At 40.3% G+C, this 18,270-nt stretch carries 16 protein-coding genes; 7 read left to right on the top strand and 9 right to left on the bottom strand.

The window, feature by feature from the left end:
• Positions 1-4: 4 nt before the first annotated feature.
• Positions 5-1,483, top strand: a complete 1,479-nt coding sequence (locus BUR11_RS03525; protein WP_074223433.1) for an ATP-binding cassette domain-containing protein — start codon at positions 5-7, stop codon at positions 1,481-1,483.
• An 80-nt stretch (positions 1,484-1,563) separates the two neighbouring features.
• Positions 1,564-4,311 carry a hypothetical protein gene (locus BUR11_RS03530; RefSeq protein WP_074223434.1) on the top strand — a complete coding sequence of 916 codons (2,748 nt, stop codon included), beginning with the start codon at positions 1,564-1,566 and terminating at the stop codon, positions 4,309-4,311.
• A 173-nt stretch (positions 4,312-4,484) separates the two neighbouring features.
• On the opposite strand, the gene BUR11_RS21405 is transcribed toward BUR11_RS03530, so the two are convergent.
• Positions 4,485-7,184 (bottom strand): alginate lyase family protein, encoded by a 2,700-nt coding sequence (locus BUR11_RS21405; protein WP_084560854.1) that lies wholly within the window; start codon positions 7,182-7,184, stop codon positions 4,485-4,487.
• Positions 7,185-7,437: 253 nt separating this feature from the next.
• On the opposite strand from BUR11_RS21405, the gene BUR11_RS03545 reads away from it, so the two are divergent.
• Positions 7,438-8,697: an aminotransferase class V-fold PLP-dependent enzyme gene (locus BUR11_RS03545; protein ID WP_074223435.1), complete on the top strand. Its 1,260-nt coding sequence runs from the start codon at positions 7,438-7,440 to the stop codon at positions 8,695-8,697.
• A gap of 4 nt (positions 8,698-8,701) precedes the next feature.
• Here BUR11_RS03545 and BUR11_RS03550 read toward each other — a convergent pair whose 3' ends face one another.
• Genes BUR11_RS03550 through BUR11_RS03560 form a run of 3 tightly spaced genes read right to left on the bottom strand, consistent with a single transcriptional unit; the run spans position 8,702 to position 10,797 of the window.
• A complete protein-coding gene (locus tag BUR11_RS03550) occupies positions 8,702-9,088 on the bottom strand; it encodes an iron chaperone (protein WP_074223436.1) in 387 nt (128 codons plus the stop codon).
• A gap of 11 nt (positions 9,089-9,099) precedes the next feature.
• Positions 9,100-10,140 carry a zinc-dependent alcohol dehydrogenase family protein gene (locus BUR11_RS03555; protein ID WP_074223437.1) on the bottom strand — a complete coding sequence of 347 codons (1,041 nt, stop codon included), beginning with the start codon at positions 10,138-10,140 and terminating at the stop codon, positions 9,100-9,102.
• 12 nt (positions 10,141-10,152) lie between these two features.
• A complete protein-coding gene (locus BUR11_RS03560; protein WP_234982075.1) occupies positions 10,153-10,797 on the bottom strand; it encodes a MarC family protein in 645 nt (214 codons plus the stop codon).
• A 116-nt stretch (positions 10,798-10,913) separates the two neighbouring features.
• Between BUR11_RS03560 and BUR11_RS03565 the strand changes: the two genes are divergently transcribed.
• Positions 10,914-11,252, top strand: a complete 339-nt coding sequence (locus BUR11_RS03565) for a nucleotide pyrophosphohydrolase (RefSeq protein ID WP_234982078.1) — start codon at positions 10,914-10,916, stop codon at positions 11,250-11,252.
• Positions 11,253-11,259: 7 nt separating this feature from the next.
• Here BUR11_RS03565 and BUR11_RS03570 read toward each other — a convergent pair whose 3' ends face one another.
• Entirely contained in the window at positions 11,260-11,592 is a 333-nt protein-coding gene (locus BUR11_RS03570; RefSeq protein WP_143185820.1) for a hypothetical protein, read from the bottom strand.
• Positions 11,593-11,794: 202 nt separating this feature from the next.
• Entirely contained in the window at positions 11,795-13,288 is a 1,494-nt protein-coding gene (locus BUR11_RS03575; RefSeq protein WP_074223439.1) for a sulfatase, read from the bottom strand.
• Between the two features lie 196 nt (positions 13,289-13,484).
• On the opposite strand from BUR11_RS03575, the gene BUR11_RS03580 reads away from it, so the two are divergent.
• Positions 13,485-14,243, top strand: a complete 759-nt coding sequence (locus BUR11_RS03580; protein WP_074223440.1) for an SDR family NAD(P)-dependent oxidoreductase — start codon at positions 13,485-13,487, stop codon at positions 14,241-14,243.
• 1 nt (position 14,244) lies between these two features.
• Here the strand turns inward: BUR11_RS03580 and BUR11_RS03585 are convergent, their stop codons facing one another.
• The 3 genes from BUR11_RS03585 to BUR11_RS03595 form a co-directional block, all read right to left on the bottom strand.
• The gene (locus tag BUR11_RS03585; protein WP_074223441.1) at positions 14,245-14,955 is read right to left on the bottom strand and encodes a 2-phosphosulfolactate phosphatase; all 711 of its coding nucleotides are present in this window, start codon (positions 14,953-14,955) and stop codon (positions 14,245-14,247) included.
• Entirely contained in the window at positions 14,952-16,049 is a 1,098-nt protein-coding gene (gcvT, locus tag BUR11_RS03590) for a glycine cleavage system aminomethyltransferase GcvT (RefSeq protein WP_074223442.1), read from the bottom strand. Before gcvT ends, BUR11_RS03585 begins: the two co-directional genes overlap by 4 nt.
• Before the next feature lie 157 nt (positions 16,050-16,206).
• Positions 16,207-16,533: a HesB/IscA family protein gene (locus BUR11_RS03595; protein WP_074223443.1), complete on the bottom strand. Its 327-nt coding sequence runs from the start codon at positions 16,531-16,533 to the stop codon at positions 16,207-16,209.
• A gap of 95 nt (positions 16,534-16,628) precedes the next feature.
• On the opposite strand from BUR11_RS03595, the gene mce reads away from it, so the two are divergent.
• Positions 16,629-17,033, top strand: a complete 405-nt coding sequence (mce, locus tag BUR11_RS03600) for a methylmalonyl-CoA epimerase (protein WP_074223444.1) — start codon at positions 16,629-16,631, stop codon at positions 17,031-17,033.
• A gap of 89 nt (positions 17,034-17,122) precedes the next feature.
• Complete coding sequence (gene thiL, locus BUR11_RS03605; RefSeq protein WP_074223445.1) at positions 17,123-18,151, top strand: thiamine-phosphate kinase; 1,029 nt, start codon at positions 17,123-17,125, stop codon at positions 18,149-18,151.
• The last annotated feature ends 119 nt before the right edge of the window (positions 18,152-18,270 follow it).

Genomic DNA, 18,270 nt, shown 5'->3' on the forward strand with positions numbered 1-18,270 from the left:
TATTTTGTCCAATTCTATCCTAACTATTCATGGAGCCACTGTTTTATACAAAGCTCAGCAGGCTTTTGAAAACTTAAGTTTTAACTGGAAAACAGGTGAAAATTGGGCGGTGATTGGAGATTCCGGTTGGGAGTTGACCACGTTTATAGAAACCTTGAGGGGCAACACAGTAATTTCTAGAGGAGAAGTTCATAGACCATTTGCCCAGGCATATGTACAAGAAAAAACAGAAGCAGGGGAGGTACATAGTTTTAGGGACTTAATCGCCTATGTCTCTCAGAAGTACGAGTTTAAAAACCGCTCACATATCCAGAATTTTTATTTTCAACAACGGTTCAATTCGTCTGAATCTGAAGAAACTGCAACTGTAAGGGAATACCTTTTAGAAGTTACCCCGAAAGTCGTTGGACCCTGGACCCTGGAAAATGTGGCCAAACTTCTGAGACTAGAAGCCCTATTGGATAAATCTATATTGAAGCTTTCCAATGGAGAAACAAGGAGGCTGGCCATTGCCTTAGGCTTGATGCACCAGCCCCATATTTATTTAATGGATCAGCCAATGACGGGATTGGATGTGAGAAGCCGAGAGGAGTTTGGGACAATTATCCAAGAGATCAGCAAATCCGGTGTCCAGGTGTTGTTAACCACATCAGGGAATGAAATTCCGGATGGAATTACCCATGTAGCCAAAATCTCAAAATCAGGATTAGCGGGTCGTTGGACCAAGGAGGATTACCACCAAAGTGGAGGAAAGGAAACCAACATCCCTGCTTGGGATTGGGACTTACTTCAATCTCTTCTCCCACAGGATAGAGAATTGTTAAAGGCGCCAATAGTACTCCGGAATGTCCGTATTAAATATGGCGACAAAGTGATTCTAAAAGATGTCAACTGGGAGGTGAAAGCAGGGGAAAAATGGCTCTTGAAAGGGAAGAATGGCTCTGGAAAATCCACCTTGATCAGTTTGCTGATTGGAGAGAATCCCCAAGCCTATTCGCAGAATTTCTGGTTGTTTGGAAGAAAAAGAGGAACAGGAGAAAGTATCTGGGATGTGAAGCGGCCTACTGGTTTTGTTGCTCCCGAATTGAGTCGGTATTTCCCGGCCAATCAAACTTGTAGAAAAGTGATTTTGTCTGGTTTGTTTGATACCATGGGATTATTCAAAAAAGTCAGCCCCGAGCAGGAGGAATTGGCCAATCAATGGATCAGGCTTTTTAATTTGGAACCCCTTCAACATACAGTCATACAGAGATTGTCCTTAGAACATCAACGATGGACCCTTTTGGCCAGAGCATTGATCAAACAACCCCAATTGTTGATTTTAGATGAAGCAAGTCAGGGGATGGATGAATTCCAAAGAAGACTTTTTAAAGAGACCGTTCAAAGAGTTTGCGAAGGCTGTTCCATTTCCTTGATTTACGTCAGCCATTATGAAGAGGATGTGCCGGACGCAGTAGGGAAAGTCTTAGAATTGAGGTCCTAAAAATATTAATCTGGTTTATTTTTTATTTTTCCTTGAGCGATCATATTTTACGATCCTATTGAAAAACAGGAAGATCAGAAATGTTTAAAACAAGCTTTTTTAAAAAAGGACAATTTAAACACACCCTTAGTTTTTATTTTTTATTGGTCGGGTTATTCTTTCTAAGATCGAATGTGGCCTTTGGGCAGGAGTCCAGTCTAAGCTATCCTATTTCACTTGCCGAAAAAATATTTCTTACTACTGATAGGAGCATTTATCTAAACAATCAGACGCTTTGGGTAAATGCGATTGTTACCAAAGCAGCAGATCATTCACCTAGTCAACTTAGCGGGGTTTTATATATTGAATTGATTGATTTCAATGAAATCATACTAGAAAGGAAAACGATAAAGTTGGAAAATGGATGGGGACAAGCATTTTTTGACCTTTATCAGTCTTACTTGCCAGGGAGGTATTTACTAAGAGCCTATACCAAATGGAATGAAAATTTTGGGGCAGATTTTATCTCTGAAAAGTATGTTGATATTTATGCCTCCCAAGAAATTGGTAAAAATGACCCCATCTATGATTTAACTTTAGTAGAAGAGGAGTCCGGCAATACCATCCTAGAGGCAATTTTTGACCCTGCTTCCATCGATAGTCTAGTCAAGGGAAAGTTGGATGTTTTTGTGAACATAGATGGATTAGCAGATTCACTTAGTATTAAACCAGAAAATCAGATCTATAAACTTTCTTATCCCATTTCTCCAAAAGACAAAGTGGTAAGTTTGAGAATGCGTACAGATAATGGTATGAGTTATACCAAAACTGTAGCATTAAAGGATGGGGTTTCAGAGGTTGAATTTTTTCCGGAGAGTGGGAGTTTAGTTCATGGGATTTATTCTAGAGTTGCCTTTCATGCGAAGGATGTGAAAGGGAAAGGAGTTAAAATCAATGGGAAAGTCAGAGACCAGGAGGGAAACCTAATAACCACATTTGAAAGTACCGAGAGAGGGATTGGAAGCTTTTTATTGAAAGGAGATACTTCAAAAATATTCTTCGCCGAAATCCCTTTGGAAAATCAAGAAAGGGGGGTGCTCACCATCCAATTACCCGAAACAAAATTTAAAGGAGATGTACTGTTTGCCTATATAACGAATGATGAATTAAGGCTGGATATTACTTCTTCTTATCATGATAATGATAGCAGCTATGTGAGTTTATCCAGCAGGGGTGTAGAATATTTTTATGCTAGAGGAGTATTGTCAGAAGGGAAAATGTTTTTAAAATTCCCTCTGGATTCTATTCCAGAAGGTGTATCCTCCTTAACGTTGTTTGATCAAGATAAAAAGGTCCTGGCTAGCCGTTACATTTTTAATCCAAAACCCCAGGAAAGGCTTCAACTAATAGCTAATACAGATTTAAAAAGTTACAGTCAGCGTCAATTGACAAAATTGAATGTTGCCGTGCTGGATTCAGAAGGCCGAAATAGGGATGCGACTTTATCTGTCAAAGTTCTGGATGAACAATTATATGCACTATACAAGAAGGAGCAACAGAGTTTAATAGCGAGAACCCTATTATTTAGTGACTTTAACTATTCCTTGGCAAATGAGGACTCATTGATTCAGCCCGAAAATGCGCTGGAGTTAGATACTTGGTTAATGACAAAGAGACCAAGCGATTATAAATTTCATCAACTTGAGGTAGAAGGGAACGTAAGCCCTGAATATACTATTGGAGTTTCAGGAAGGGTGGAAGGTAATTTTCTAAGGAAAAAAGCGATAAATAGAATAGAAGTCACCCTAATGACTTTTGGAGAACAGGTCGGTGTTTTTCAGGAGCAAACTGATAGTTTGGGGCGCTTTAATTTCTTGCTTCCTGATATGTTTGGAACTGAAATAAATGCATTAGTCCAAACAGTAGATGAAAAGGGGCAAAAGAAAGATTTTTCAATTCTTCTTGATGATAAGGAGGTGCCACCTATTTCGTTTGATCAAAGAGAAACAATCTTGAGATTGGATAGCATCAAACGGAATGTAATTATCAAGGAGCAGAAAAAAGATACGGTGGATAGGGCTTTTAACCTTTCAAATAATTTCATCGAATTGGAAGAGTTTACGGTAGAAGATTATTTAATGACTCCGCAGAGACAGGAAGTGATGGAGAGATTCGGAAAACCAACTCATGTCGTAGATGGAGCTGAAATTGAATCCAAAGAAGAAAAATGGTCTTATGGGCTTTATAGTATATTACTTTTTAATTATCCTGAATTGATTTCAGTTACCAGGATCAATGTTAATGGAGGGTTTTTACATGCCAAAGTAAATGGTGGAGGGCTCACGCTTGTGGTGGTCGATGGTATACCTGTTATGAATTATGATTATCACCTGATTCAAAATATTGATCCCTCAGAAGTGAAAAGTTTTGAAATTATTAAAAATGCGAAAGGGTTTCCCAAGCTCTTTTTGGAGGTTTTTCCTTGGGTACATCCTTTGGCTGCTCCTCCAGTTGGAAGTGTAATTGCCATATATACTCATGCTGGGAAAGGCCTGTTTGGGGCCAATGCCACTGAGGGAGTGATGAAAACCTCCTTACCTGTTTTCTCAGCGATGCGTGAATATGAACAGATGGATTACTCAGCTCTAACTGAAGAACAATTGATTAAACCTGATCTCAGATCTTTGTTGTTTTGGAAAAACAATATTGAATTATCGAAAATGGGGCAAGAGGAATTGAGTTATTATAATTCTGATATCACAGGAAAAAAATTCATTATTCTTGAAGCCTTGACGCCCAATGGAGAAGTCGGATTCAAGGAGTTGGAGTATACCGTAGAATCTAAGTAATGGATTTTCAATTTTTTTTCTTTTTCTACTTATTATTCCTTGGTTATTCAACTAACAACGAAGACTTCACTTAAAGCATGTTGGCTTTGAAATCTGGTCCAATAGGAAATTTTATGAAGTAAGTTATTGGCTAACGGTTAACCGGGAAGCCAAAGGTCCATTCAACCTATGTTTTATTTGGTAACCAACTTCACAGTTCTAAACATATAGGGATTCTCGCTTAATCTTAACTCTTTCCCACTGGAAGTAGTCACATTATCTAAAATGACCTCTTTTGTGATTACATAGGGGAACTTTTCCTGATAGGAAGCATCACTATTTTCAGGATTAAAATTGTGAAAAATGGCAGGACCTTGATAACCCTCTGGATGATTGGAGTCTTCGATTTTCAGGTTTTCAAATGTGATTTTTTCAGGCATGTAGCAGGTATAACCGAAGTCATGCTGGCCAGAATTATACCCATTAATCAGGGAAGCACTATATGGTTTACCTCCATTTGGAATAAAGGTACAGTCACGAATGATGAATGCTCCTTGCCAAGTGCTGCCATAATCAGAACGTAAATTGATCACACTTCTTCCTCTGATAGTGGTGTTTTCAACAAGCAGGGTCCCACTTCCAATCGCATTGATTCCCATATGTCCCATCGTCGAATTACGGATCGTAGCATTAGCTACCCCCATGTGCGCATCAAATCGGGAGAGGGTACAATGGTCATACAACAGATTTTTACAATAATTAGACCCCATGATTCCCCAATAAGTGGGATCGTCAATGTCATTGGTTTGACTACAGTTAATAAAGGAAACATTCAATGCTCGGCTGACGGAAATATCATAGCTTCCCATGGAAACGGGTTTACCGGCATTGCCAATGGTTTGATAGGTTTTATGACCGGTTAATATGGTGTTTTGGACTGTGACATTCGCGCAGTTACTGATGTTCAGGAATCCACCATAGGGAGCACCATGGTCACCTTCGCCAATCACTCGGTGCTCTAATCCATCGACCACCACATTGGATCGTTTGATGGAGATATTTCGGCTATAATAATTGTACTTGGATTCTTCCTGATTCGCGATGGTAGTGAACTTACCGCCTTTGATATTGAGAACATTTTCATCTATCGGCAACACCTTGATATCAGTAATTTCCTCAAAATCCCAGATAATGGGGGCATTCATATCCACATTCCCTTCTGTGTCTACTAGAAAAATATCTGTCTGTGAAGCACCATTGTTCTGGTTTAATCCAAAGCGGATGTATTGTTTTTTGTTGGAGTTGGTAACGGTGATTAGGCTTGGTGCAGGGAATGAGACCTCCAGTTTCTCTTGGTTTCTTTTGAGTTTGTAAATTCCTTCCAATGGATAGGATTGTAACTTAGAACTGACCAGAAAAACCGGAGCCGTACGATTTTGGACGGCTCGGTCATCAATGATAAAACTGGCTGAACCAAAGTCAGTATCTGTTTGGATGATTGCGGTTTTATCCGATCCTCCCACATAAAAGGTTGAATTGTCATTTGCTTTTACCTTCAAGTCATGCTCATTGGCAAACTCATGAGTAGCGATGATCGCATCCATATCGTCCGTTTCCCCATCTCCGATCGCCCCGAAATCCTTGTAGCTGACAAATCCTTCGGAAATGAATTGTTGAAGTTGTGCATTAGAATTGGGAGTCGGATGTTGCCTGTTTATTTTATTTTTGGAAACCCATAACAAAGGAAATCTTACAGGCATATTTCGGACCACTTCCGGAGTATCAAAGTCCGCCTCCAGTTGATTCCATAGTTGTAAATAGTCCTCTTTTTCAAAAGCCATACCGCCAAACAACAGAAAGGGATGCCGAACGGGCCATTCCTCCCAAAACATGACATCTTGTTGATAAGGCCAAGAGTTTTTATCCTTTACATAGGGAAATAAAAATGTGATTCCTTGTTCCAAAGACTTTCCATCAGAGGTTTGATATTGGAATAGAGGCTCCTGCTCCTCTGCATATACCTGGCAAAGCGTAGCCATAGCATCCAAAGTGAATAGGGAATAACCATAAGGTTTGGTACGCTTGAGTTCCAAAGGAAAGCTTCCATCAGGGGCCATTTGATCTGGAAGCAGTACCTTTTTATACATCTCTTTACAGAAATCCAGGACTTCTTGGTTTCCTACTAGCTTGGCAAAGACTGCTGCCTGCATGGCCCAACAAACACTGTGATTATTTCCATGATCTCGTTCATCGATTCCATAGGAGTGAGTAGTCATCCATTCAAGGTAAGCCCCAAACCATTCTTTCATTTGCTGAATCTCTGATTTTGTAATCACTCCTGAATTTTCAACAGCTTCGATTGCTTTTGCCACTTCCATCAAATGAATGGTGTCAATGATGCCAATTCCTCTTCCTGTCACCTTCCCTTTGATCGCCTGGGCATAAAGTAGGCTCGGGTTCATTTTGGTGTCTTCATCAATCAACCAAGCTTTCAAGTGAGGAGCTAAAGCTTGTACATATTTTGCTTCGTTTGTGACCAAATAGGCCGAGGCCAATGCGCCGGAAATCTGACTGAATCGGATCATGGCTTCTCGGTGGGCAGTGAAATTATCTGGATTGGTGAGTCCGTCGCGTTGAATATAAGGCCCGGATGGGTTTGAAGGGTCCGGCCACCAATAATCCCCTTCCGAATAAAAATCATGAATTCCCCCTGCACTTCTAGGGCTTTGTTCAGCTGTTACAGTAATGGGTTTGTATGTGGCATATTTTTCTGCCAATCGAACCACTCTTTCTTTTTCCTTTGCATAAAGATCAGAGGTAAAGATTTCAGGTGCTTCCGCTACCTTGAGAGTTGAGAAAAAAGTAAAAAAAAGAATAAAAAGGAATTGCGGCATCTTGGGTTATAGGATTGAATAAAGATTTAAAATGCAATTATTTTCGATGTTTTGAAAGGATAAATCCCTGATAATTTGAAGTGGTTCTAGGATAGTTCTTATCAAGGAGGAAAGTCGATATTTTGTATGTTTCTTTACTATCTGTTGAATAAGAGGGGAGATCAAAGATTATTTTTATTCTATATTTAAAGCTCATTAGTATTTGATCAACCCTATCAAATTCTATTTTTTTTGAATTTCAAAACCAACTGATATGAAGAGTAGAAGATCCTTTTTGCAACAACTAGGTCTCGGAGTGATTGCTCCTGGACTCGTAGGTTTCCGGGAGGTTCAGGCAAATGGATTAAATCCAGCTCTTCGAGGGGAAGAGTTTTGGGAGCAAGTGAGGGAACAATTTCCATTGACTAAAAGTCGCATTTATATGAATAATGGAACATTTGGACCTTCTCCTAAGGTTGTTTTAGACGCATTGCAAGACTCATTTGAACAAACGAATACTTCTGGGGAATATGGGCATATTGCTCCTTTACGAGCCCAGTTGGCAGATTTTGTTGGAATCAAGGAATCAGAAATTTCATTGACTCATAATACGACCGAAGGGATTAATATCATGGTTTGGGGTTTGCCGTTAAAGGCAGGAGATGAAGTGCTGATTACCTACCATGAACACGCAGGAAATGCCATTCCTTGGTTGAATAGGGCAAAATTACATGGGATCGTGCTGAAACCTTTTGAGCCAGGAAAAACACGGGAGGAAAACCTTGATTTGATTAAAAGTCTGGTTACTCCCAAAACAAAAGTAATTGCCATTCCCCATGTTACCTGTACGACTGGATTGGTCATGCCTATTCAAGAGATCGCGGATTTTGCCAGAAGCAAAGGAATTTACACGGCAATTGATGGAGCCCATGGAGCAGGAACCTTTGACTTGAATTTAAAAGAGCTGGGTGTTGATTTTTATGCCAGCAGCTATCATAAATGGGTATTGGGTCCAAATGGGACAGGATTTTTATATGTTCGAGAAGAATTATTAGATCAATTGCAGGCATTTCAGGTAGGCGCATATTCCGAAACTGGATATGATCTGCATCAAGTGCCCTTAGAGCTGAATGGATATGTGAACACAGCTCATCGTTATGATTATGGGAGCCAAAGTTTACCGATGATCAAAGGAGTAGTAGCCGCCATCAATTTTCATCAGGAAATCGGTAGGGAAAAAATAGAATCCAGGATCCGGGATCTGAACCAGCAGCTATATGATGGCTTGGCAGAGATGAATAATCAGGTAGAAATTATTACTCCAAAAGAGCCTGAATCCAGGATTTGTATGGTTTCCTTCAAACCCAAAAACAAGGATTACGAGGTGGCCTATCGTGAAATTAGTCAAGAAGGATTTCGAATTAGGATCGTACCAGAGGGAGGAATCAACGCGATCCGTATATCCACACATATTTATAACCAGAAATCAGAGGTAGACTCCCTGTTGAATGCCGTCCAAAAAGTATTAGGGTAACCCTTTACCTAGCTTTTTTCTTCATTTTTTTCAATTCAGCATTTTGCTTCGCTATTTCCTTCCTGAAGATGGCAATATCAGCAATCAGCTTTAAGGGTAAATCTGCAGAATAGGGAATTTGGATAGCTCCTTTCGAAGTATGAAATCCTTCCAGTTCCTTTTTGAATTCTTCTATGGGTTGATTGGTAGGATAATACCCCAAATGATTTTTCATCGCTGCATAATAGACCAATACCTCGGTTGTTTTGATAGCGGGCATGTGGTAGCTGATGACTTCCGTCGCCTCAGGGACCGCTTTTTTTAGTGTTTCCCGAATGATGCGAAGTTTCTCCTGTATTTCTGAGGGAAACCAAGAAATGTATTCTTCAATGGAACTTGGCTTTGGATTCATAGGGGAACTAGTTAAAAGGAATTGATGATGGTAATGCCAGTTCCTTTAAATTTATTCATTTCAGTCAATTCCTCAATGGCTTGGTCCAGACGGATATGCTGGCCTATCAATAATTCAGGGTTCATTTTGTTTTGCAAGATCATCTCCAACATTTCCGGATACTTATAAGCTTGCATGCCATGGCTCCCATAAATTTCCAGCTCCTTGGAAAGTATTTGGTTCATGGGGACTGCAGCATGTTTATCATCTCCCAGCATGAGGCCGACTTGGATATGCTTTCCTCTTTTTCGCAGGTTAGCAATGGAATTAAAAGAAGTGGTAGGGCTTCCCAATGCATCTATTGACACATGTACTCCTCCTTTTGTGATCTCTATGATTTGTTCGACTGGGTTTAGGTCCCTCAGACTATTGATGCTGTAAACTGCACCGATTGATTTTGCCAATTTCAATTTCTCCTCATCAATATCGATGGCGATTACATTGGCTCCTAGGGCATTGGCAATCATAATTGCAGAAAGCCCAACTCCTCCGCATCCATGGACAGCCAGCCATTGACCGCCGGTCACTTTGCCCTGTGCTACTACTGCCCTAAAGGAGGTGGCAAACCTACATCCTAGGCTTGCTGCGGTTTCGAAGCTAATCTGTTCAGGTAAAGCAACCAAATTAACATCTGCTCTATCGATGGCAACATATTCAGCAAAGGAACCCCAATGGGTAAATCCAGGTTGAAATTGAGCATCGCAGACTTGATGGTTTCCTGAAGCACATTCAGGGCAGGTTCCGCAGGCGCAAACAAAAGGAACAGAGACGCGGTCACCAATATTCCAGTTTTTTACATCCTTACCTATAGCTGAGATAATGCCTGAAAATTCATGTCCCGGAACATGGGGTAATTCAATATCCTCATCATGCCCCATCCATCCATGCCAATCAGATCGGCAAAGCCCAGTCGCCTTCACTTCAATCACTACTCCGTCTGAACTGGGAGTAGGGTCTTTCACCTTGGTGATTTTAGGAGTGGACTGAAACGATTCATAGAGGAGTGCTTTCATTGGATTTTGAAATTAGTTTATTCCTGATACTTGGATGTCGAATGCCACTTTAATCCCTTCTATAATCATACTGGTTCCGATAATGGCAATGATTAAACCCATGATTTTTCCGATTACTGTGATGACATTCTTACCTACGCGAAGCACCAGTTTATCTCCCAACCGAAATGCCCAATGAGTCAGAATACACATGATGGCATAAACTGCTATTACAATCCCTATATGAATGAAATCGCCGGAAGAAACGAAGTTCATAGCAGTTACAATGGTGCCAGGACCAGCTAGGATGGGGATGGCTAAGGGGGAAATAGCAATATTCTCATCAAAAGCAGTTTCTTTGAGATGCTTCACGGTAGATTTTTTTGACTGAAGCATTTCAAAGCCCACAAAAAAAATCAATAACCCACCTGTAATCTTAAAGGCAGGAATGGTTATGCCAAACAACTCAAAAATGAACTTCCCTAACAAAACGAAAATAAATACTATCAGGAATGCAACAGTAGTAGCTTTCTTACTGATTTTTCGTTTAGTCTCTTTGTCTGCATCCTCAACTAAGGAAGAGAAAATAGGGACATTTGCAATTGGATTCATAATCGCAAAAAATCCTGTGAAAACAGAAAGTGTAAAAGTTAATAAATCACTTGTCATGGTAGACATAGGAGAGGGGATAATTATTAAGAAAGATAAAGCAAGATAAAAAAGCAGATTTGTTTTCTACTGTTCACAAGCTTGGTACTTTTAATATTCTATTTTAGGAACCATTGAAAAATCAGATGAAAAAAGAAATTACGCTCTCGGAAGCTCAAGAACAGGTGGATCATTGGATCAAAACGGTAGGAGTCCGGTACTTCAATGAATTGACCAATATGACCATTTTAATGGAGGAAGTGGGGGAGTTGGCTCGGATTATGGCCAGAACCTATGGAGAACAATCCTTCAAGGAATCAGATAAAGGAAAAGACCTGGGAGATGAAATGGCAGACATACTCTGGGTATTGATGTGCCTTGCTAATCAGACTGGAGTAGACTTGACTGAAGCTTTAAAAAAGAATTTAGAGAAGAAGAATATCCGTGATATGGACCGACACAAAAACAATGAAAAATTGAAGTGAAAAGCGTTTAATTCTTTTCATCGTTATCGATGGTAAAGGTTTGAGGCTGATTGTACAATTCGAATCCCATTAACTTCCAGGATAGCACCCCACTAATTTGAAGTTGGTTTTGAACTTCATTTAAGCCCATAAGACGCCAATTTAATCCTGCCACAAATCCAGTTAATTGGGCATGGGTGAATTGAGGCAATAGATGGTTAGATGCTTTATCTCGTATGATAGTGATATCAAGGTGGTGAGTGAATGTACTTTTTAGCTCCAAATGTTCCATAGTAGCAGGCAGATCGGGGCTTTTCTGATCGTCACGCTCATTTTTTGAATTACTTGTCAGTATACTCACTAGACCTAAGATGAATACTACAGAATAGAGTCTTGTTTCGATTGGTTTATTACTCCTTCTTTTAAAAAGAAGAGAAGAGCCAATCCATAGCCAGCCAAAAAACACGACCAAATTCAGAACTCCCCAGAAAAGATATCATAACTAAAAAGTTTTTAATAAGTTGAAAAAAAATAAATTAAAAGTCAATGATCACTATTAAAAGTCAATGATCACTGTTTTGGTTTTCATATAACCCTGTGTTTCCTTTTTCCAGTAAAGGCATGAGATTTTGGACAATGTCGGGGTTTTGAGCAGCAACATTGATGGTTTCTAAAGGGTCATTTTCATGATCATAAAGCTCAATAATAGGTTCCTGGTTTCGGAAATACCTTGTGAGTCTGTACCGGTCATTTCTTACCGTAATACCTCTTTTGAAATAGCCATATGCGGTTTGATTGATGGGTGTTGCTACTTGTTCAATCAAAGGAACTAAACTTTCTCCGTCCAAATCATAGGGGGATTCAATTCCAGCTAATTCTATGAGGGTAGGGTAAATATCTACCGATTCCACGATACTGTTTTCAAGTCTGGCTTTTTCTTCTTTTCCAGGGATTTTGATGATCAAAGCACTATTTAAGGCATTTTCAAATAGGGTATGCTTTCCCCAGATCTGCTGCTCCCCTAAATGCCATCCATGATCTCCCCAGACGATGACAATGGTGTTTTTTTCCAAGTCCAGCGCTTTTAATTCGTCCAATATCAATCCCACCTGTGCATCTGAATAGCTAGCAGCAGCATAATAGGCATGTTTGATTTTTTTGGCATAAGCTTCAGAAGCCACAGTTTCTAAGTCTGGATGCTCATCACCTAAGGCATATTGATTAAATTCCCCACTAGGCAATAAACTGCTTTCAGAAACATGCTGAGGTTTGTTGGGATTAGCTGCGATCGGGATGGTGTTTTCGTTATATAAGTCCCAATACTTTTTTGGAGAGGTAAAAGGAAGATGAGGTTTGAATAATCCCACTCCTAGAAAAAATGGCTTGTCCTGGTCTTTTAATTCCCTGAGTTTCCCAAGCGCAAGTTGTGTTGTCAGGCCATCAGGATAACCTAAATCATCTACTTCCCCAGCTTCATAAGGCTTCACTTGCTTGTTCATGCTTTGCCTGTTTTCACCATCGGCATAGGCGAAGAATGCATTCCAACCTGTTTCCCATTTTCCTGCATCAAAAAGCAATTCGTCCCAACTATAGGGTAATTCCCTTTTGGTAGAAACCTCTTCCTCGTATTCATACACATATCCATCTGCAGAATGACTGATTTTCCCAATACCTACCGTATGGTACCCATTTCTTCTTAGATGATGGATAAAGGTCTCTGGTATTTCATTTTCGGCTCTACCGGAAAATTCATTTTGCATAATGAGGTTGCTGAGTTCTGCGGTTCTCCTCGGGCGCATGCCCGTCAGCATTGCTGCTCGGGAGGCACCACAGGTGGGTACTTGCACAAAATGATTGGTGAAACTGACTGCCGAGGCAGCTAATTGATCAAGGTTCGGTGTTTGAATCTGGGTATTTCCATAATGACCTAATTCAGACCTAAGGTCATCAATCGCGATAAAAAGTATGTTTGGTTTTTTGTCCTCAGAATCTTGAGCAAGGAGGTTTTCTGAGATACAGAAAGTAATAAGGAATAGGAAAGTGAATATGCGAGGCATGGGTTAGATGATAGTTTGAAAAGAAAGTTAAATCAGGTTTAAGCAAGTTAAAATCTAGTTTATTTAACCGGTATTTCCTTGCGATCATTAATAAAGCTAATTGTAAGATAAAGAGGAAAGCCATCTTTTGTCTCCTATAATTTTTGCTTTGGGAACTTATCTGGTCTATTTTTCAAACGAAAGAAATTTATAAAATATGAGGTTAAAAGGAAAAACTGCGATCATCACCGGAGCTACCAGTGGAATGGGGAAGGCCATGGCAGAACGATTTTCTGCGGAAGGAGCATCTTTAGTCATCAGTGGTAGGAATTTAGAGGTGGGGTTGGAACTGGAAAAAAGTTTGAGACTGCATGGGGGCAAGGTAGTTTTTGTGGAGGGTGATGTAGGAAAAATAGAGGTGAATGAATTGCTCGTCCAAACTGCAATCAAGCAATTCGGACAACTTGATATGGTGGTAACCAATGCTGGAAAATTAGGATTAGGGTCTGTGACTGAGGTTTCTCTGGAAGAATGGCAAGAGACCTTTGCTACCAATTTGAATGCAGTGTTTTATTTATCCCGATTTGCAATTCCTGAGATGCAGAAGCAAGGAGGGGGAACGATATTGGCCAATAGTTCTATTGCTGCTTTTAAAAGCTTCCCTAACCATGCGGGGTATTGTGCTAGTAAAGCGGCTCTAGTGGCCTTAGTAAAAGAAATGGCGGTGGATTATGGGCCGGAAATCCGTGTGAATACCATTTGTCCCGGTCCGGTGGATACCCCCCTGATTTGGGATTCTGCAAAAGCTTTTGAAAACCCGGAAACGATTGTTCAGCAAACCGCAGAAAGTACGCTGATGAAGCGATTAGGAAAGCCGGAAGACATCGCATCGCTTGCTCTTTTTTTAGTGTCTGATGAAGCTTCTTGGATTACAGGTGCCGCTTATACGATTGATGGAGGGATTTTGGCTAAGTGATTCAGATTTCACTGCCGGTTAAAGTCCCATTTTCTACCTTTCCAATCATGGAAAATAAGTCAAGGGTTAAACAAAAATCGATGTCTGATTCAATGTTGTGATTCTGAAGTCTTTTGGCATGAGAGGCTTTTGATAAAAATCCCTTTAAATCATGGCCCTCTTTTTCAAACAATGCTTTCATTGCCAAAGCCCCGTCCTCAGATGGCTCATGGCTTGATTCCAGGCTTTTTACCAAGGCTCCGGCATACAAAGAGTCTTCTAGGTTAAACATGCCTTTCCAACCCGCACAATGGATCAAAACGTCCTGTTCTTTTCCCTGAAGGTATTGAATGGTGGCACTTAGGTTTGGGAAAGCACCAATTAAAACCTCATCTGCTTCAGCTGATTTGGAAATTGCCAAGGTTCCATTGGTAGTGGTCATCGCCAATTTTTTCCCCGAATAGGCTTCATTTAAATAGGCCACTGGAGAATTTCCCAGTTCAAAACCTGGTGCAGTCAATCCATTTCTTTCACCGGCAATCAGGTATCCTTGAGATTTCATACTTCTGCATTCTTCCAAATCCGCAAACGTTTTAATCTCTGTTATCCCATTAGCCAATGCGGAAATCATGGTGGAGGTGGCCCGAAAAATATCGACCACCACCACGATTTTACCTTGCAATGAATGTAAATGAATTAATTCTGGGCTAAAGCAGATTTCTACTTTTCTCATTGAGTCTTCAATAAAGGCAGCTTTTCTACCAATGCCTTTAGGTTTTTATTTCTTACTTGGATGAAAATTTCGGTCCCAGGTTTGGCGAATTCGGTTTTTACATATCCCAAACCTATTCCTACTTCCATACTAGGGGATTGAGTTCCTGAAGTTACTTCTCCGATGGTTTCCCCATCAGCATCCACAATAGGGTAGTGGCCTCTTGGAATTCCTCTTTCTTGCATGACAAAACCTACCAGTTTTCTAGAAACACCTGCTTCTTTTTGGGCTTTTAAAGCTTCTGAATTGGTGAATTCTTTGGTGAACTTGGTGATCCAACCTAGGCCTGCTTCTAGGGGAGAGGTGGTATCTGTGATGTCATTACCATAAAGGCAATATCCCATCTCCAATCTCAAGGTATCTCTTGCCCCTAATCCGATAGGCTTGATGTCAAAATCTTTTCCTGCTTCGAATATGGCTTTCCACACGTGTTCAGCATCCTCATTCTTGACATAGATTTCAAATCCGCCGGCTCCGGTATATCCAGTTCCAGAAATGATCACATCCTTTACCCCGGCAAATTCACCAACTGTGAAATGATAAAATTTTACTTCAGAAAGATTTACAGGAGTTAGTGCTTGAACTGCCTCGATGGCTTTAGGTCCTTGTACGGCGAAAAGAGAAATCTCATCTGAAATATTGGTCAATTTGGCTCCCATGGTATTGAACTTGTTTACCCAAGCCCAATCCTTTTCGATGTTGGAAGCATTGACTACCAGCATGTATTTTTGATCTTCAAATTTGTAGACAATCAGGTCATCTACAATTCCACCTGTTTCATTTGGAAAGCAAGAGTATTGTGCTTGCCCATTGATCAGTTTGGAAGCATCATTTGAAGTTACTTTTTGAATCAGGTTCAAGGCTTCTGGGCCCTCCACCATAAACTCTCCCATATGAGATACATCAAAAACGCCCACTCCATTTCTTACACAAAGATGTTCTTCTTTATCCGAGCTATACCGAACGGGCATATTGTAACCTGCAAATGGTACCATTTTGCCTCCAATGGCGAGGTGTAGGTCGTTGAGTTGAATTTTTTTGATTTGATCTTCCATAATTTGGGTAAAATTTAACGTGTGCAAAGGTAAGGAATGAGGTGGATTTTGGGGAATGGGAAATTGAAAAAGGAAAGGTAAATCCTTACAAATGAAAAAAAGACAGCTTTTAAGGCTGTCTTTTCTATTATTTAAGCGATTTAAGCGATATTATGAATCAGATGGAGAAGCTTTCTCCACATCCACATGTTCTGGAGGCATTTGGATTAATAAACTGAAATCCCTTTCCGTTTAACCCATCTGTAAATTCCAAGGTAGTGCCAGCGAGGTACAATAAGCTTTTTCGGTCTACGATGATTTTTACTCCTTTATCTTCAAATACATGATCGGTTTCTACTGTATTGGCATCAAAACCCAAGTCATACATCAAACCTGAGCAGCCACCACCTTTCACAGAAACTCTGATGTTTTCTCCTTCTTGGCGACCTTCTTCTCTTTTGAGTTCAAGGATTCGCTCTTTGGCTTTGTCAGAAACGATTATCATATCTTTATGCTTTTACTTTATATTCAATGGTTCAGTAGTGATGGCAACATCAGCTACTTGAAAATAATTCAATGGCAAATATAAGAAATTTAAAAATGAAGAAAATTGAACATATAGGTATTGCTGTTTCCAATCTCCAAGAATCCAATGCACTTTTTGCGCGCTTATTGGGAAAAGAGCATTTCAAGACCGAGCGTGTAGAAGGTGAGGGGGTTGAAACTTCATTTTTCCAAGTTGGAGAAACGAAGGTAGAATTGCTTCAGGCAACTCGGGAGGACAGTCCTATTGCCAAGTTTATTGACCGGAAGTCAGAAGGGGTCCATCATATCGCATTTGATGTGGAAGATATTCATGCTGAGGTTGAAAGGTTAAAATCGGAAGGGTTCGAAATCCTGAATGAAACGCCAAAACTAGGTGCGGACAATAAATTAGTGGTATTTTTGCACCCTAAAAGCACCAATGGTGTTTTGGTAGAACTCTGCCAGGAGATTTCAGCATAGCAGAAAAAAGTAAAAAGTAAACAATAATCAGCTCAATGGTTTTGCTTTAAAAGCATTGGACTTTGGGCTTGTTACCTTGTAAAAATAATATGTCAGAGAAAAGAACAGAAATTAGTGATTTGGGAGAGTTTGGTTTAATTGACCATCTCAACGAAAAAGTAATTATCAAAAATTCATCCTCTCTCAAAGGTATAGGAGATGATGCAGCGGTGATTGAAGCTGGAGACCATGTAAAAGTAGTCTCCACAGATTTGTTGATGGAAGGAGTACATTTTGATCTTTCCTATGCACCGCTACCTCACTTGGGATTTAAGGCCGTTGCAGTGAACGTTTCGGACATCGCTGCCATGAATGCGATCCCTAAACAAATCACCGTCAGCATCGCACTTTCCAACCGTTTTTCATTGGAAGCAGTGGAGGCATTATATGAAGGAATTTATGCGGCATGTGACCATTATGGAGTGGACTTAATCGGTGGGGATACCACCGCTTCCAGATCCGGTTTGGCGATCTCAATTACGGCCATTGGAGAGGCAAAAAAAGAACAGGTTTCCTACCGCTCCGGAGCCAAGGAAAATGACATACTCTGTGTCACTGGAGACCTTGGTGCAGCCTTGGTTGGACTCCAAATTTTAGAGCGGGAAAAGCAGGTGTTTTTGGCCAATCCGGACATGAAACCTGACCTGGAAAAATACACCGTTGTTACCGGCCGACAACTCAGGCCTGATGCCAGAATGGACATCGTGCATGAGCTGGGAGAGCTAGGTGTAGTACCCACTAGTATGATGGATATTTCGGATGGACTTGCTTCGGAAATTTTCCATATCTGCAAAGCTTCTGGGGTAGGGGCAACCATCTATGAGGACAAGCTTCCTATCGACAAGCAAACATTTGATACTGCAGTGGAATTGAACTTGGATCCCATCACCTGTGTCCTAAATGGAGGTGAGGATTATGAGTTACTTTTCACCATCGATCAGAAGGATTTTAAGAAGTTGGAAAAGCATCCAGATATCCATTTCATCGGTCATATAACAAAAGAAGCAGAAGGAAAATACCTGGTTACAAAGAGTGGAACTGCCGTACAGATCAAGGCGCAGGGCTGGAAGCATTTCTAAACTACTTAAGTATGAACTTCGTGTTCAAAATTTGCAATTCTAAGTAGTTTAAGTAGTCAATTATGACTTAAAATAGATTTGTATATTGTGTTGAAATCCAGTAAATAAAAAAGCTTTAC

Source organism: Algoriphagus halophilus, assembly GCF_900129785.1.
Lineage (GTDB): Bacteria > Bacteroidota > Bacteroidia > Cytophagales > Cyclobacteriaceae > Algoriphagus > Algoriphagus halophilus.

Bases quoted from the DNA above. Each gene is read 5' to 3' on its own strand.
- BUR11_RS21405 (WP_084560854.1), bottom strand. From the start codon at position 7,184: ATGCCGCAATTCCTTTTTATTCTTTTTTTTACTTTTTTCTCAACTCTC.
- BUR11_RS03550 (WP_074223436.1), bottom strand. From the start codon at position 9,088: ATGAATCCAAAGCCAAGTTCCATTGAAGAATACATTTCTTGGTTTCCC.
- thiL (WP_074223445.1), top strand. From the start codon at position 17,123: ATGTCAGAGAAAAGAACAGAAATTAGTGATTTGGGAGAGTTTGGTTTA.
- gcvT (WP_074223442.1), bottom strand. From the start codon at position 16,049: ATGGAAGATCAAATCAAAAAAATTCAACTCAACGACCTACACCTCGCC.
- BUR11_RS03595 (WP_074223443.1), bottom strand. From the start codon at position 16,533: ATGATAATCGTTTCTGACAAAGCCAAAGAGCGAATCCTTGAACTCAAA.
- BUR11_RS03555 (WP_074223437.1), bottom strand. From the start codon at position 10,140: ATGAAAGCACTCCTCTATGAATCGTTTCAGTCCACTCCTAAAATCACC.
- BUR11_RS03565 (WP_234982078.1), top strand. From the start codon at position 10,914: ATGAAAAAAGAAATTACGCTCTCGGAAGCTCAAGAACAGGTGGATCAT.
- BUR11_RS03575 (WP_074223439.1), bottom strand. From the start codon at position 13,288: ATGCCTCGCATATTCACTTTCCTATTCCTTATTACTTTCTGTATCTCA.
- BUR11_RS03530 (WP_074223434.1), top strand. From the start codon at position 1,564: ATGTTTAAAACAAGCTTTTTTAAAAAAGGACAATTTAAACACACCCTT.
- BUR11_RS03545 (WP_074223435.1), top strand. From the start codon at position 7,438: ATGAAGAGTAGAAGATCCTTTTTGCAACAACTAGGTCTCGGAGTGATT.
- BUR11_RS03580 (WP_074223440.1), top strand. From the start codon at position 13,485: ATGAGGTTAAAAGGAAAAACTGCGATCATCACCGGAGCTACCAGTGGA.
- mce (WP_074223444.1), top strand. From the start codon at position 16,629: ATGAAGAAAATTGAACATATAGGTATTGCTGTTTCCAATCTCCAAGAA.
- BUR11_RS03585 (WP_074223441.1), bottom strand. From the start codon at position 14,955: ATGAGAAAAGTAGAAATCTGCTTTAGCCCAGAATTAATTCATTTACAT.
- BUR11_RS03560 (WP_234982075.1), bottom strand. From the start codon at position 10,797: ATGTCTACCATGACAAGTGATTTATTAACTTTTACACTTTCTGTTTTC.